General features: G+C 64.1%; 17 protein-coding genes. 7 read left to right on the top strand and 10 right to left on the bottom strand.

The features are described from left to right. Positions 1 to 7: 7 nt before the first annotated feature. Genes PVW51_RS12740 through PVW51_RS12730 form a run of 3 tightly spaced genes read left to right on the top strand, consistent with a single transcriptional unit; the run spans position 8 to position 1,806 of the window. On the top strand, positions 8 to 1,108 hold the full coding sequence (locus PVW51_RS12740; RefSeq protein WP_274575380.1) for an ABC transporter ATP-binding protein: 1,101 nt from the start codon (positions 8 to 10) through the stop codon (positions 1,106 to 1,108). After that, entirely contained in the window at positions 1,101 to 1,454 is a 354-nt protein-coding gene (locus PVW51_RS12735) for a Lin0512 family protein (RefSeq protein ID WP_274575379.1), read from the top strand. Before PVW51_RS12740 ends, PVW51_RS12735 begins: the two co-directional genes overlap by 8 nt. Continuing rightward, positions 1,447 to 1,806 (top strand): Lin0512 family protein, encoded by a 360-nt coding sequence (locus PVW51_RS12730; protein ID WP_274575378.1) that lies wholly within the window; start codon positions 1,447 to 1,449, stop codon positions 1,804 to 1,806. Before PVW51_RS12735 ends, PVW51_RS12730 begins: the two co-directional genes overlap by 8 nt. A 91-nt stretch (positions 1,807 to 1,897) precedes the next feature. On the opposite strand, the gene PVW51_RS12725 is transcribed toward PVW51_RS12730, so the two are convergent. Both PVW51_RS12725 and PVW51_RS12720 read right to left on the bottom strand, forming a co-directional pair. Beyond that, positions 1,898 to 2,563: a helix-turn-helix transcriptional regulator gene (locus PVW51_RS12725; protein WP_274575377.1), complete on the bottom strand. Its 666-nt coding sequence runs from the start codon at positions 2,561 to 2,563 to the stop codon at positions 1,898 to 1,900. A gap of 21 nt (positions 2,564 to 2,584) precedes the next feature. Beyond that, on the bottom strand, positions 2,585 to 2,893 hold the full coding sequence (locus PVW51_RS12720; protein ID WP_274575376.1) for a hypothetical protein: 309 nt from the start codon (positions 2,891 to 2,893) through the stop codon (positions 2,585 to 2,587). A gap of 212 nt (positions 2,894 to 3,105) precedes the next feature. On the opposite strand from PVW51_RS12720, the gene tatA reads away from it, so the two are divergent. From tatA to PVW51_RS12700, 4 genes are read left to right on the top strand one after another with little or no spacing between them, the layout of a single operon-like run. Then, positions 3,106 to 3,369 carry a twin-arginine translocase TatA/TatE family subunit gene (tatA, locus tag PVW51_RS12715; protein WP_269366993.1) on the top strand — a complete coding sequence of 88 codons (264 nt, stop codon included), beginning with the start codon at positions 3,106 to 3,108 and terminating at the stop codon, positions 3,367 to 3,369. Between the two features lie 6 nt (positions 3,370 to 3,375). Beyond that, positions 3,376 to 4,011, top strand: coding sequence for a Sec-independent protein translocase protein TatB (tatB, locus tag PVW51_RS12710; protein WP_274575375.1), 636 nt, complete (start codon positions 3,376 to 3,378; stop codon positions 4,009 to 4,011). Between the two features lie 3 nt (positions 4,012 to 4,014). Further along, positions 4,015 to 4,923 (top strand): twin-arginine translocase subunit TatC, encoded by a 909-nt coding sequence (gene tatC / locus PVW51_RS12705; RefSeq protein ID WP_274575373.1) that lies wholly within the window; start codon positions 4,015 to 4,017, stop codon positions 4,921 to 4,923. After that, positions 4,920 to 5,762, top strand: coding sequence for an ATP-binding protein (locus PVW51_RS12700; RefSeq protein ID WP_274575372.1), 843 nt, complete (start codon positions 4,920 to 4,922; stop codon positions 5,760 to 5,762). The genes tatC and PVW51_RS12700 overlap by 4 nt, the downstream gene beginning before the upstream one ends. A 2-nt stretch (positions 5,763 to 5,764) precedes the next feature. Here the strand turns inward: PVW51_RS12700 and PVW51_RS12695 are convergent, their stop codons facing one another. From PVW51_RS12695 to purF, 8 genes are all read right to left on the bottom strand, one after another. Further along, positions 5,765 to 6,793, bottom strand: coding sequence for a Hint domain-containing protein (locus tag PVW51_RS12695; RefSeq protein WP_274575370.1), 1,029 nt, complete (start codon positions 6,791 to 6,793; stop codon positions 5,765 to 5,767). A 145-nt stretch (positions 6,794 to 6,938) separates the two neighbouring features. Further along, positions 6,939 to 8,174 carry a LysM peptidoglycan-binding domain-containing M23 family metallopeptidase gene (locus PVW51_RS12690; protein ID WP_274575369.1) on the bottom strand — a complete coding sequence of 412 codons (1,236 nt, stop codon included), beginning with the start codon at positions 8,172 to 8,174 and terminating at the stop codon, positions 6,939 to 6,941. Positions 8,175 to 8,236: 62 nt separating this feature from the next. Continuing rightward, a complete protein-coding gene (locus PVW51_RS12685) occupies positions 8,237 to 8,893 on the bottom strand; it encodes a protein-L-isoaspartate(D-aspartate) O-methyltransferase (protein ID WP_114273348.1) in 657 nt (218 codons plus the stop codon). Next, positions 8,890 to 9,675: a 5'/3'-nucleotidase SurE gene (surE, locus tag PVW51_RS12680; protein ID WP_269366979.1), complete on the bottom strand. Its 786-nt coding sequence runs from the start codon at positions 9,673 to 9,675 to the stop codon at positions 8,890 to 8,892. The genes PVW51_RS12685 and surE overlap by 4 nt, the downstream gene beginning before the upstream one ends. Positions 9,676 to 9,755: 80 nt before the next feature. Beyond that, on the bottom strand, positions 9,756 to 10,391 hold the full coding sequence (locus PVW51_RS12675) for an SDR family NAD(P)-dependent oxidoreductase (RefSeq protein WP_274575456.1): 636 nt from the start codon (positions 10,389 to 10,391) through the stop codon (positions 9,756 to 9,758). Positions 10,392 to 10,439: 48 nt separating this feature from the next. Further along, positions 10,440 to 10,706 (bottom strand): pilus assembly protein PilZ, encoded by a 267-nt coding sequence (locus PVW51_RS12670; protein ID WP_274575367.1) that lies wholly within the window; start codon positions 10,704 to 10,706, stop codon positions 10,440 to 10,442. A gap of 126 nt (positions 10,707 to 10,832) precedes the next feature. After that, positions 10,833 to 11,255 carry a hypothetical protein gene (locus tag PVW51_RS12665; RefSeq protein ID WP_274575366.1) on the bottom strand — a complete coding sequence of 141 codons (423 nt, stop codon included), beginning with the start codon at positions 11,253 to 11,255 and terminating at the stop codon, positions 10,833 to 10,835. A 43-nt stretch (positions 11,256 to 11,298) separates the two neighbouring features. Then, on the bottom strand, positions 11,299 to 12,783 hold the full coding sequence (purF, locus tag PVW51_RS12660) for an amidophosphoribosyltransferase (RefSeq protein ID WP_269364481.1): 1,485 nt from the start codon (positions 12,781 to 12,783) through the stop codon (positions 11,299 to 11,301). Between the last annotated feature and the right edge of the window lie 178 nt (positions 12,784 to 12,961).

Below are 12,961 nucleotides of genomic sequence, written 5' to 3'. Positions count from 1 at the left end.
GATACCCATGACTGCCGAAGTTCCCCGCCTCGAAATCAAAGACCTCAAACGGTCCTATGATGGCCGTCCGGTGGTTGATGGCGTCTCCCTGAAGATCATGCCGGGGCAGGTGACCTGCCTGCTGGGTCCGTCGGGCTGCGGCAAGTCCACGACGCTGCGGATGATTGCAGGGGTGGAAATGCAGGACAGCGGCACTATCCACGTGGATGGCAAGCTGATCTGCGACACCACCTTCCGCGTCCCGCCCGAGCGGCGGGAAATCGGGCTGATGTTTCAGGACTTTGCCCTGTTTCCGCACCTCAGCGTCGCCGATAACGTGGGCTTTGGCCTGAAAAAGGGCACCCGCGCCGAGAAACGTGCCCGGATCGAGGAACTGCTGGAGCGCGTGGACCTCAAACGCTACATCGACGGTTTTCCGCATCAATTGTCGGGTGGCGAACAGCAGCGCGTGGCGCTGGCCCGCGCCCTGGCACCGCGGCCCCGCATCATGCTGATGGACGAACCCTTTTCCGGTCTAGACAACCGGCTGCGCGACGGCATCCGCGATGAAACGCTGGGCATCCTCAAGGAAGAGGACACCGCCGTTCTGCTGGTCACCCATGAGCCGGACGAGGCGATGCGCATGGCCGATGAAATCGCGCTGATGCGCGACGGGCGGATCGTGATGCAGGGCGCGCCCTACAACGTCTATACCCGCCCCGTGGACCGCGCGGCGGTTGCGGTCTTCTCTGACGCCAACATGCTGCACGCGCGGGTCGAAGGGGCGCTGGCCGATACGCCCTTTGGCCAGTTCCTGGCCCCCGGTGTGCCGGACGGCACCGATGTGGACATCGTTTTTCGCCCCCAGCACCTGCGCATCGACTTTGACCGCGCGGGCCAGGGGCCGCGCCCCACCGCGACGGATGGCACCGCCGCGCGCGCCGTGGTCGAACGCGCCCGTTTCATGGGCAATGAATCACTGGTGGAATTCGTGCTGGACGACAGCGGGCTGCGGCTGAAGGCGACGGTGCCCAATGTGTTCCTGCCGCAGCCGGGGGCGGTGATGTGGCTGACGGTGCGCCGCGACAGATGTTTTGTTTTCCCGGTGACAGGAGGGCGCAATGCCTGAAACATTGATGGTGGAATTCGGCATGGGATCCTCGCTGCGCCGGGGCGATTACACCCAGGCCGCGACCCGCGCGGTCCGCGATGCCCTGTGGCACAATTCGATCAACCTCGCCGAGCTTTTCGGCTTTGACAAGAAGGACATGCGCATCACCCTTGATGTGGGCGTCCAGCAGCCCGACAAGGTGGACGCCGGGGCGCTGCGCGCGGTCTTTCCCTATGGCCATGTCACGGTGAACCTGCACCCCGGAGGGCTGGACGTGCCGCGCCCCGAGGGGGATGGCCATCCGACGATCATGGCGAATGTCGCCCTCTCCGTCGCTTTTGACATGGAGCGGGCCGATGGCTGAGCAACGCGTGATCATCGAAATGGGCATGGGCAACGACCTGCACGGCATGGATTACACCAAGGCCTGCGCCAGGGCGATCGAAGACGCGCTGCGCCATTCCTCGCTGCCCCTGTTTGCGGTGACGGGGCTCTCGCATGAAGAGATGCGCGTGCAGGTCACGGTCGCCGTTCAGGAACCGGACAAGGTGGATGTCGACGCGCTGACCGCCAAGCTGCCGCGCGGCCGGGCAGAGGTGCGCGCAGTTTTTGGCGGGCTGAACGTGCCTGCGGGCGGTGAAACCATCGTCATGGCCCAGGCCAGCGTGGAGGCGTTTCTGCCGGATCAGATCGGGGCCTGGCGGCTGAAGGGATGATCTGGCGGCCGGCTACAACCGCGCGATGCCGTTTTCTTCAAAGAAAACGGACCGGAGTTTTCGAAAACTCCGGCGGCGCGCGCGGTGCGGATCAAGGCTCGTAATCTTTCAACCGCTTGCCCGGCTCGTCCACGAACAACTCCGGCAGGGCCTCCGCGCTTTCGATCAGGTCGAGCCGGAAGACCCGGAACCCCTCGCGCAACTCGCACCAGGCGGTCAGGGTCCAGACGCGGCCCCAGTATTCCATATGCAGCGGGCGCACGGTGCGGGTGGTGACCATCGCCTCCTTGGAGGTATAGACCAGCCGCAGCTTTTGCCGCGCCTTGATCGCCGCGCGCACCACGGGCATATGGGTGAAATTATGGGTCGCATCGGCAAAGGGGTAGACGGCGAATTTCCAGGCGTCCGCCTCGGCGATGGTCTGGGCCGGCAGCACCGCGTCGATCTTGTCGGCCAGGGTCAGGGCCGCCGCCTGCAATTCGGCATCGGCAATCTGCGTGGCCACGGCAATGCCAAGGTTCAGCGCCTCCAGCTCGGCCGGGGTCAGGGTGAGCGGCGGCAGGGTGATCGCCTCGGTGATCATGTAGCCGACGCCGCGTTCGCCTGCCACCGGCACGCCGGAGGCCACCAGCGTATCCATATCGCGATAGATCGTGCGGGTTGACACCTCAAGCCTGCGGGCGATGTCCTGCGCGCGGTGCAACCGCCCGTCGCGCAGGATCTGGATGATATCAAAAAGGCGGTCCGTGCGGCGCATCGGGCCTAGACTGACACCGCGTCAGGGCTGCTGCAAGGTGATCCTTGCATGCCGCATCTGAACCTCGCCGGGGGCAATCATCGCCATCAGCGCCGCTGCCTCCGGGGCCTTGGAAATCCCCTGCGCCGCGCGCTGGGCGGCGGCCATGTCCTCCCAGATGACATGATCGGTCCAGAGCCCGGTTTCATCCACTGACAGGGTGCGGCGTATCATTCCGCCGCTGCGTTCGATAAACGGGGCCAGATCCGCCGCCGCCCTGGTAAAGGCCGCCGCATCGCTGCCGGGGATCAGCCGGAATGTAACGATTTCGCTCACGTGTTCTTGTGTCATCTTGCTCTCCTTGGTGATTGACAGCTTGCCTATGACAGGGTCCAACTGACATAAACCTGTCAGTTGAGGTGCCGCACCTGTGAAAAAGAGCAATTCTGCGGGTCCGGCGGCATCCGTGTACCGCTTTCACCCTTCATGGCGCCTGCGCCGGGCGGTAGACAGGAACAAATGGCCCCTTTCCGGGGCACCACGGTTTAGATGGGAGAATCGAGATGTTGAACAATATTGGCCTGCCGGGCCTTTTGCTGATTGCGGTGGTTGTGCTGGTGCTTTTCGGGCGCGGCAAGATCTCCAGCCTGATGGGTGAAGTCGGCAAGGGCATCACCAGCTTCAAGAAAGGCGTCAGCGAAGGCGAGACCGAGATGACGCAGGTCGAAGACCTGGATGGCGCGGACCTGCCCAGCCACAGCGACACCGGCACGCATCCCAAGACGGACAAGGTTGCCGACAAGGGCGCGAAAAAGAACAAGGTGTAATCACCCATGTTCGATATGAGCTGGACCGAGCTGTTGGTCGTGGGCATCGTGGCGCTGATCGTCGTGGGCCCCAAGGACCTGCCGGTGTTGTTCCGCAAGGTGGGGCAGTTCGTGGGCAAGGCCAAGGGCATGGCGCGCGAATTCACCACAGCGATGAACGACGCGGCCGACAGCAGCGGCATGCGCGAAATCTCGTCGAACCTGAACACCTCTCTCAAGGCGGCGACAAACCCGCTGGGGGCGGCGATGGATGGCGTCAAATCGGCGAGCAAATCGCTCGCTGACATCGACCCCGACAGCGAAACCGGCAAGCTGGCCGCGCAACGGGCCGAGGATGTGAAGAAAATTCAGGCCAAGACCGCCCGCGCCGCCGCCGAACGCAAGCAGCGCGAGGCGACAGAGGCCCTGGCCCGCGCCGATGCGCTGGAAGCCGAGACCGCCCCGGCCGCCCCCAGGGCGGAAGCCGCCAAGCCGGCCGCACAGAAGGCACCTGCGAAAAAGGCCCCGGCCCGGAAAACACCCGCCAAAAAGCCGGCCGCGACAAAAACGGCAGCCAAACCTGCCGCGAAACCCGCCGCCAGGAAGCCCGCCGCGAAGAAACCGGCGGCCAAGCCCGCCGCAACTGCGGCCAAAAAAGAGTAAGCCATGAGCGCCACCGACGATATCGACGACAGCGCAGCGCCGCTGATCGAACATCTGGCAGAGCTGCGGACCCGGCTGATCCGGTCCGTGCTGGCCTTTATCGTGGGCATGATCATCTGCTTTTCCTTCGGCAGCACGATCCTCGATTTCCTGCTGGTGCCGATCGAGCACACGATGCGCAACCTGGGCAATCCGAACCCGGTGATGCAATACACCGCCCCGCAGGAGTATTTCTTTACCCTGATCCGCATTTCGATGGTGGGCGGGCTTGCAATCAGCTTTCCGGTGATCGCCACCCAATTGTGGCGTTTCGTGGCGCCGGGCCTCTACAAGAACGAAAAGAACGCCTTCCTGCCGTTCCTCATTGCTTCGCCCGCGCTGTTCCTGCTGGGGGCGGCCTTTGCGCATTACGTGGTGGTGCCGCTGGCGATGCAGTTCTTCCTGGGCTTCTCTGATGCTGCTTCCTATCTGACCGCCATGGTGGTCGACGGCGATGCGCGCAAGTCGGGCATCGACATCGTCTTTAACGGCAAGGTCAACGAAAGCCTTGATATCACGCTGAAAATGATCGTGGCCTTTGGCTTGTGCTTTCAGCTTCCCGTCCTGCTGACCCTGATGGGCAAGGCCGGGCTGGTCAGCACCGAGGGGCTGCGCAACGTGCGCAAATACGCGGTTGTGGGCATCCTGCTGCTGGCGGCTCTGGTGACGCCACCGGATGTGGTGACGCAGCTGATCCTCTTTGTCGTGGTCTATGGGCTTTATGAAGTGTCGATCTTCCTTGTCAGCCGGGTAGAGGCCAAGCGCGAGGCACAATTGCGCGCGGATGGCTATTACGACGACGAAGCCGATGAAGATCCGCTGGTCAGGGAATTTGACCAGGATCCCGAAGACGATGAGGGCGATCTGAAGTGATAGACGACCCGCTTGACCGTATCGCGGCGGCGCTGGAACGCATGGCGCCGGCGCCCCTGCCGACACCCGATTTCGACGCGGCTGCGGCCTTTGTCTGGCACACCGGGCCTGACCGGCTGGAACCGGTGGAGGATGTGTCCCGCGTGCCCTTGAACCTGCTGATCGGCGTGGACCGGTCGCGCGATACCCTGCTGGCGAACACCCGCCAGTTCGCGGCCGGCCTGCCTGCCAACAACGCCCTGCTCTGGGGTGCGCGGGGCATGGGAAAATCGAGCCTTGTAAAGGCGATACACGCCGATGTTCATGCATCACATGAGGCGTTGCGCATGGTCGAGTTGCAACGCGAGGATCTGCCCTCGGTGGGGCGTCTGCTGAACCTGCTGCGCGGCGCGTCGCAACGGTTCATCCTGTTCTGCGACGACCTCAGCTTTGGCCATGACGATGCCCATTACAAGTCGCTCAAGGCGGTGCTGGATGGCGGCATCGAAGGGCGGCCCGACAATGTGGTGCTTTATGCCACGTCCAACCGCCGCCACCTGATGCCGCGCGACATGATCGAAAACGAACGCGGCAGCGCCATCAACCCGGCGGAGGCGGTCGAGGAAAAGGTTTCCCTGTCAGACCGTTTTGGCCTCTGGCTGGGGTTTCACGCCTGCGATCAGGATCAATACCTGGCGATGATCCGGGGCTATTGCGATGCCTATGGGGTCGAGATCGACGACGAGACCCTGCGCGCCGAGGCTGTCGAATGGCAGGCCACGCGCGGGTCGCGATCGGGCCGGGTGGCCTGGCAGTATTTCACCGACCTTGCAGGCCGCAAGGGCGTGCAGGTCGCCTGACTTCAGGCTGCCAGGAGTCCGGCCTCATAGGCGCGCAGGCAGGGGGCGGCCTTGGGACCATAGGCCGCGAGGTCAGGAAACAGCTTTCTGATCTCCTCTCCGGCAGCGTCGTTGACAGACTGAAGGGTCATGTCGCCGGGATACAGGCTTTCGGTCCAGAGCCCTTCGGAGTGCAGCAGGTGATGCGCCTCGAACAGAATGTGGTGATAGGTCACGATCCCGCCCGGACGCCGGTAAACGCCGTCATGGCCGATCAGGTGCTTGGCCCGTACCAGCACTTCCTCCTGACCGAACAGAAGTTCGGCACGCCAGTCCTGCAACAGGATCCCATGTTGCGGCGAAACAACCAGATCGCGATTGTTGCCCAATGTGCCTTTGCTGATCACGATGGGGGCAAGTTCCCCCTGCGCCGAAATGGTGATCGAACCGATCCAGGCGATGGGTTGCAGCCCGGCGTCACGGGTCAGGGCAAGCTGGCCGGGGCAAAGCGCTTCGACCGCGACGGGGCCGTCTGCCGTTTCGATCAGGGTGCCGCTGGCAAAGCACACCACACTGGCACCGAGGCTGCTATGGGGGATCAAGTCGCTGTTGTCGGTGATCCCGCTGGCCCTGAGGTTGGTATCTGGCGGCGGCATCCCATCGGGAAAGACCAGGTAAAAACCATCCTCGTTTGCATCGTCCAGGTCGTTGTCGTTGTTCAGGTCGACATCAATAACCGCCACGCGCCAGGTTGTCGTGCCATCGGTGACCGTAAAGGTATAATCGTAGATCACCTGCCGGGGTGTGCCGCCGACATCTGTGGTCTGCTGGCCAAATCCGCCGATCCGCTCCTGAGGGGAAACAACCTCGTTCGTGGGGTCGCCGTTGAACTGGGTTGCGCCGGTGTTCTCGTCGACCACGAAATATGTGTCCGGCCCGGTGTAGCGCCAGGTAGAGCCTGCGGGCGGCGCAAAGGCATAGTTATGCGCGGAGCCGTTGATCGTGCTCTGGGTGCCGTAGATCGTGTTCGTGTAGCCGTAGTGGACGGGCATCGGAATATCCAATCGCAACAATTTGCGTTGGATTGTTTCTAATACCGCAACGCGGCAGCCTTGCGGCAGAAGCCGGGCATTTAAGGCAAATACGGGACATTTCAGAGGTATTTTTCCGCGCGCCGAAAGGCGCGCGGCAGGCCGGTCAGTTCAGGTAGGGGGCCGGGTCAACACTCTCAAAACCCTTGCGAACTTCGAAATGAACATAGGCATCATCACCGCCGCGCAGCTTGGCGATCTGCTGGCCACGCGCCACATTGTCGCCCTTTGCGACGCTGACGCCGGCCACATTGGCATAGACCGTCAACAGGTTGCCCTCGTGGCGGACCACGACAATCGGCACGCCTTCGGCGCTTTTGGTGATGGCGGCCACGGTGCCTGAATCGGCGGCCATGACCGGCGCACCCGCTGCGGCCTTGATGTTGATGCCTTCATTCTTGCCCTTGGCATAGCCGCGGATGATGCTGCCCTGAACCGGCGTCGCCATCTTGGCCCTGGAAGTGCTGGCGGTTGTCTTGCCAACATCCGCGACCGGCTTTTGCGGTGTGGCGGCAGGCGGCAGCGGCTTGGCGGTGTCATCTTCGGGCAGGGCCGTCTTGGCGGATGGCGGCGTCGGTGTCGGGCTGCCCTGACCGGGCAATGTGGTGGTCTCGGGCGCCGGAACGGCTGCTGGGGTTGCAGTACCGGCGGTGCTGCGTTTTGGCGGATTCTGTTGCGGGACGGGGATCAGCAGGAACTGACCTTCGCGCACCGCGAAATCCGGACCCAGCCCGTTCCATTCTGCCAGCGCCTTGACCGGAACGGAATAGAGCCGTGCCACGGTATAGGCCGTCTCGCCCCGTTCAACGCGGTGGCGGATCGGTTCCCGGGCGGATTGCACGGTGGCCGCCGGAGCGGGGGAGGCCGGTGCAAGCGTCGCGGTCTGGACGCCGGGTGCCGAAGGGGCGCGGTCAATCGCGCCGCCTGCCAGCGAAGAGATATCGACCGGCCGCCCCGACGCGGCACCGGTTGCCGCGGATGGTTCTGCAACGCGGTTGGGCAGGGCGATGATCTCGTCCTTGCGCAGGCGCACTGTGGGGTCGATGCCATTGTAGCTGGCCAGTTGCGAGGTGCTGGCCCCCACGCGCGCGGCCACATCGGCCAGTGTGTCGCCACGCCGGGCCACCGCGACCTGGTAATTCGGATATGAAATCACACCGCGGCTGTCCGGGCTGGGCCGGTCCGCAAGGGGGGCTGTCGCGGCCTGTGCCGTGGTGAAACTGCCCAGATTCCCGCGCAGGTCAAAGTCCAGTGGCTGGTCCGCACAGGCGCTCAGCAACAGGGCGCTGGACCCGGCCAGAAAGCTCAGCCGCACGGGGCGGCGCATGAATGAATGACGCATCTGCATGTCCTCATGTATCCTCCCCCGTGTAATCCCGGGGATTTGCCGCACTTATAGCGCAATTATGTGTCCTTGCCCAACCCTTCGAGCAACGGAACGAAGCGAACAGCCCTCATTTCGTCATATTCAAGGCCCTGAGCGGTTTTCCGCACACGGATCAGGTGCTGAACGGTGTCCGACTGGCCCACCGGCAGCACCATGATGCCCCCGACCTTGAGCTGCGCCAGCAGCGGGCTGGGCGGGTCTTCGGCGGCGGCGGTCACGATGATGCGGTCAAAGGGGGCCTGTTCGGTCAGCCCGAAGCTGCCGTCCGCCGTGATCGCGGTGATGTTGTTGAGGTCCATCTGCTCAAAGATCACCCGCGCCTCATGGACCAGCCGGCGGTGCCGGTCGATGGTATAGACCCGGCGCGCCAGCTTGCTCAGGATTGCCGCCTGGTAGCCCGATCCGGTGCCGATCTCCAGCACCTTGTCGCGGGGCGAGACCTCAAGCGCCTGGGTCATCAGCCCCACCACGGAGGGCTGGCTGATGGTCTGGCCGCAGGCGATGGGCAGCGGCATGTCCTCATAGGCGCGTTGCGCAAACAGCCCCTTGATGAAGGGTCCGCGATCGACGGTTTCCATCGCGTTCAGCACGCGGGTGTCCGTCACCCCCTTGGAGCGGAGGGCATAGAGGAACTGCATCTTGCGTTCGGCTTCTGTCAGTTCCTCATCGTTCACGTGTTGATGCCCGCGAATCTGTCCATCATGTCATGCGCCGTCAGGTCGGCCCGCATCGGCGTGACCGATACATATCCCTCAAGGTTCACCGCCGCATCGGAACCGGGGGCGGTCATGACCTGCTGGTTGCCCCCCTTGATCCAGGAAAACCGGCGGCCCGAGGGGGCCAGATGCGGTTCGGTCGCAAAGACCACGCCGGGGCGGCGGCCCTGCGGGGCCAGACGCGTCCCCTTGACAGCACTGGCCGGAACCGGCGGGAAATTCACATTGTGGAACAGCCGGTAATCGCCCTGATCCTCCGGGCTGACCGCAAGAATGCGCCGGATCACCTCTGCGCCATGGGCCGCTGCCGCCTCGAAAGGGTCGTCCAGATCACGGTTCGCAGGGCCAAAGTACTGCGACAGCGCAATGGCGGGAAAGCCCTGCAATGCCGCTTCCATCGCACCGCCGATGGTGCCGGAATAAAGCGTGTTTTCGGCCGAGTTGTTGCCCCGGTTCACGCCCGACAGCACCAGGTCGGGCAGGGCGGTCTTCATCACGTCATGAACGCCGATCAACACGCAATCGGCGGGCGAGCCTTCGGCGGCATAGCGGCGCGGGCCCAGTTCGCTGATCATCGTGGGTTTGACGTAGTTGATGCAATGGCCGACGCCTGATTGCTCGAATGCCGGTGCCACGGTCCAGACTTCGCCGTCTGCTCCGGCCAGTTCTGCGGCGATACGGGCCAGCACCTTGAGGCCGGGTGCGGCGATGCCGTCGTCGTTTGTAATGAGAATGCGCATGGAAAGCCCTTTTGCCCTTGATAGGCGAGGGCCGCGCGGGCGGCAAGGACGGGTCAGGCCGATTGAAAAAGGATGGGTGCCTAGAGTTGCGCGATTACCGCAGCGGCCTGGGCCTGCGGATCGGCCAGCTTGCGGCGGTCCTCGCCCGGAAAGAACCTTGCGCGGGTGGCGGTGGGCATCGGTTCCGGGGTCAGGATATGCACCTTTGGCCCGTTCTTTTCCGTTTCCGCTGCCCAGGACCGGGCCAGCGCGATCTGCGCCGCCTTGGAGGCGCCATAGGCACCAAAGAACTTTTCGCCCGCGCGCGGATCGTCGAAAAACACCGCCTGACCGGATGTTCCCAGCAGGGGGGCGACAAAGGTGATCAGCCGGGCGGTGGCGGTGACATTGCAGACAAGGGATTTCTCCATGTCCTTTGCATCGACGTGATCGGCGGGGGCAAGGGGGGCGGCGTGGATGGCGCAGTGCAGCCACAGGTCCAGCTTGCCCCAGCGGTCGTGAATGCCCCGGCAGAGCACCGCCATGGCCTCGGCCGTGGTGATGTCCATCGGGGCCAGGGTCGCAGCGCCGCCCCGGGCCTGAATGCGGTCATCCAGTTCTTCCAGCGCGCCGGTGGTACGGCCCACGGCGATGATGTGATGGGTGGGGCAAAGCGCCTCTGCCAGCGCGGCACCCAGGCCGCGCGATGCGCCGGTGATCAATGCGGTTTTTGTCATGTTGGCCATGTGCCTTGCCACGGTCGCGCCGTCAATAGTTGCCAGGGCCTAGCCACTGGGCAGTTTGAGGGCCTTCGCCCGGCCGCCCACGTTCAGCACCAGCTGGTCCCCTCCGATCGCGGCAACAGTGCCGCCTGCGACCTTGTCGCCGATGCCCACACGGGCGATCCGGCCATTGCGCGTGCGGACCAGCGCACCGGGTGCGGCCTCGCTGCCGAAAATGCCGATCAGGGCTGTACGGTCCAGACGGGCCGCCGAGGTGGCCAGGTCGGCCACATTGCGGGGGGTGGGTTGTTGCGGTTCCGTGTCGCTCATTTAACGCCTCTTCGCGCCTTGCGCGTGTTGCCGATTCGTAGGTGAACGGTCAGCTAACAAGGCAGCAGGACAAGGAGAAGGGGCCGCGGTCCGATCAGCCAAGCCCTGCCGAGCGCTGCGCGGGCTTCAGCCGACGGTGCGGGTGAGACGGCGCGACAGATGGTAGCAGAAGGTCATTTGCGCCAGATGGGCGATGGCCTGTTCGGGCAGCGGGCCCTCCAGATCCAGGGCAATCCGCCGCCGCCCGTCGTTTTCCCCGACATCGGGGTAGATGTCGCGCATCCTGGCGGCCAGATCGGTCTTGCAATCGACAAAGAGCATCAGCTGCTGCGGCTGCCCTGCTGACCAGCCCATGCGCAGGGTGCTGCCGGTGCGGGGCGCGCGGGGCCGCCATGCGGGCTGGCCCCATTTCAGGCTTTCGTCCAGCGGCCCGATTTCCGCCTGCTCTGCCGTGTCATGAAACAGGCTCCGGCAGGCCCAAAGCGCATCGCGCGCGGGTTCCGACCAGGAGGTCATCAGATGCAAAAGCGGGGCAGGGGCGTGGTCCATCCCGCCATCATGGCAGGACCTCATGACAGAAAACGGCAGCAGGTTATTCCGCCGCCGTCTTCATCTTGAAACCTTCCTTGACCTTGTCCGCCGGGGTCACCGGGTATTCCCCTGAAAAACAGGCATCGCAATACTGCGGGCATTTGGCATTGCGCCCCTCAGCCTCGCCCACGGCCCGGTACAGACCGTCAAGCGAGATGAAGCGCAGGGAATCCACCGCCAGATGTTCGCACATCTCGTCTTCGGACATGGTCGCGGCCAGCAGTTTTTCACGCTGCGGCGTGTCGACGCCATAGAAACAGGGCCAGGCCGTGGGCGGGCTGGCGATGCGGAAATGCACCTCCGCAGCGCCGGCATCCAGGATCATCTCCTTGATCTTGCGGCTGGTGGTGCCGCGCACCACGCTGTCATCCACCAGGATCACGCGCTTGCCCTTGATCAGGGCGCGGTTCACGTTCAGCTTCAGACGCACGCCCATGTTGCGGATCTGCTCTGTCGGTTCGATGAAGGTGCGGCCCATGTACTGGTTGCGGATGATCCCCATGGCATAGGGAATGCCGGATTCGAGGCTGTAGCCGATGGCGGCGGGTGTGCCACTGTCGGGCACCGGGCAGACCAGATCGGCCTCCACCGGGCTTTCCTTGGCCAGTTCGCGGCCGATCGCCTCGCGGGTTTCATAGACGCTGCGGCCGCCCAGGATGCTGTCGGGGCGGCTGAAATAGACATGTTCGAAGATGCAGAAGCGGGAGGGCTGGCGGCGGAAGGGGAAATGGCTTTCCACGCCATTGGCGGTGATCACGACCATCTCGCCGGGCTCGATCTCGCGCACGAAATCCGCGCCGATGATGTCCAGCGCACAGGTTTCCGAGCTGAGCGCCCAGCCGTCGCCGACGCGGCCCAGCACCAGCGGGCGCACCCCCAGCGGGTCGCGCACGCCGATCAGCTTGGTCCGGGTCATGGCCACGATGGAAAACGCACCTTCGACCCGGCGCAGGGCATCTTCCATCCGTTCGGGGATGTTGCGCTGCAGGGACCGCGCCATCAGGTGGATGATGCATTCGCTGTCAGAGGAGGACTGAAAGATCGAGCCGCGCTCGATCAGCTCGCGGCGCAGGGCATTGGCATTCGTGATGTTGCCGTTGTGGGCAATCGCCGCCCCGCCCATGGCAAATTCGCCAAAGAAGGGCTGCACGTCGCGAATCGCGGTCTGCCCTTTCGATCCGGTGGTCGAATAGCGCACATGGCCGATGGCCAGTTCGCCCGGCAGGGTTTCCATCACGGCCTGGCTGGTGAAATTGTCGCGCACATAGCCAAACCGCCGCGCCGATTGAAACCCGGCTTCCGGCTGGTAGGAGACGATACCGCCTGCTTCCTGGCCGCGGTGTTGCAGGGCATGCAGCCCCAGAGCGACGAAATTGGAGGCGTCAGCCACGCCGACCACGCCGAAGATGCCGCATTCCTCCTTCAGTTTGTCTTCGTCATCGCCATCGCGAAGGTACGACGTGTCGAAAGGATGGGCAGGTGGCATGATTTTGGTGGTGGGATTGGTCACGGGGGGCAGCTCCGAATCCGGGTGGATGTGCCGCCTATGTAGGGCTCTTGGGGCGCAGTGTCACCCCGCAGCCCGCAGTAGCATGCGGTTTGTTTCGATCATGTGACGTGGATCGGATATATTTGGCGGCAAAGCGGTTCAGGCTCAGGCCCCA

Source organism: Sulfitobacter sp. PR48 (genome assembly GCF_028807335.1).
Classification (GTDB): domain Bacteria; phylum Pseudomonadota; class Alphaproteobacteria; order Rhodobacterales; family Rhodobacteraceae; genus Sulfitobacter.
Note: the sequence above shows the minus strand (reverse complement) of the source record. Positions and strands in the feature narration are given on the sequence as shown.

What these genes read in the sequence shown, in the direction of transcription:
- PVW51_RS12740 (WP_274575380.1), top strand. Translation starts at nt 8, where the DNA reads ATGACTGCCGAAGTTCCCCGCCTCGAAATCAAAGACCTCAAACGGTCC.
- PVW51_RS12735 (WP_274575379.1), top strand. Translation starts at nt 1,101, where the DNA reads ATGCCTGAAACATTGATGGTGGAATTCGGCATGGGATCCTCGCTGCGC.
- PVW51_RS12730 (WP_274575378.1), top strand. Translation starts at nt 1,447, where the DNA reads ATGGCTGAGCAACGCGTGATCATCGAAATGGGCATGGGCAACGACCTG.
- PVW51_RS12725 (WP_274575377.1), bottom strand. Translation starts at nt 2,563, where the DNA reads ATGCGCCGCACGGACCGCCTTTTTGATATCATCCAGATCCTGCGCGAC.
- PVW51_RS12720 (WP_274575376.1), bottom strand. Translation starts at nt 2,893, where the DNA reads ATGACACAAGAACACGTGAGCGAAATCGTTACATTCCGGCTGATCCCC.
- tatA (WP_269366993.1), top strand. Translation starts at nt 3,106, where the DNA reads ATGTTGAACAATATTGGCCTGCCGGGCCTTTTGCTGATTGCGGTGGTT.
- tatB (WP_274575375.1), top strand. Translation starts at nt 3,376, where the DNA reads ATGTTCGATATGAGCTGGACCGAGCTGTTGGTCGTGGGCATCGTGGCG.
- tatC (WP_274575373.1), top strand. Translation starts at nt 4,015, where the DNA reads ATGAGCGCCACCGACGATATCGACGACAGCGCAGCGCCGCTGATCGAA.
- PVW51_RS12695 (WP_274575370.1), bottom strand. Translation starts at nt 6,793, where the DNA reads ATGCCCGTCCACTACGGCTACACGAACACGATCTACGGCACCCAGAGC.
- PVW51_RS12690 (WP_274575369.1), bottom strand. Translation starts at nt 8,174, where the DNA reads ATGCGTCATTCATTCATGCGCCGCCCCGTGCGGCTGAGCTTTCTGGCC.
- surE (WP_269366979.1), bottom strand. Translation starts at nt 9,675, where the DNA reads ATGCGCATTCTCATTACAAACGACGACGGCATCGCCGCACCCGGCCTC.
- PVW51_RS12675 (WP_274575456.1), bottom strand. Translation starts at nt 10,391, where the DNA reads ATGACAAAAACCGCATTGATCACCGGCGCATCGCGCGGCCTGGGTGCC.
- PVW51_RS12670 (WP_274575367.1), bottom strand. Translation starts at nt 10,706, where the DNA reads ATGAGCGACACGGAACCGCAACAACCCACCCCCCGCAATGTGGCCGAC.
- PVW51_RS12665 (WP_274575366.1), bottom strand. Translation starts at nt 11,255, where the DNA reads ATGGACCACGCCCCTGCCCCGCTTTTGCATCTGATGACCTCCTGGTCG.
- purF (WP_269364481.1), bottom strand. Translation starts at nt 12,783, where the DNA reads ATGCCACCTGCCCATCCTTTCGACACGTCGTACCTTCGCGATGGCGAT.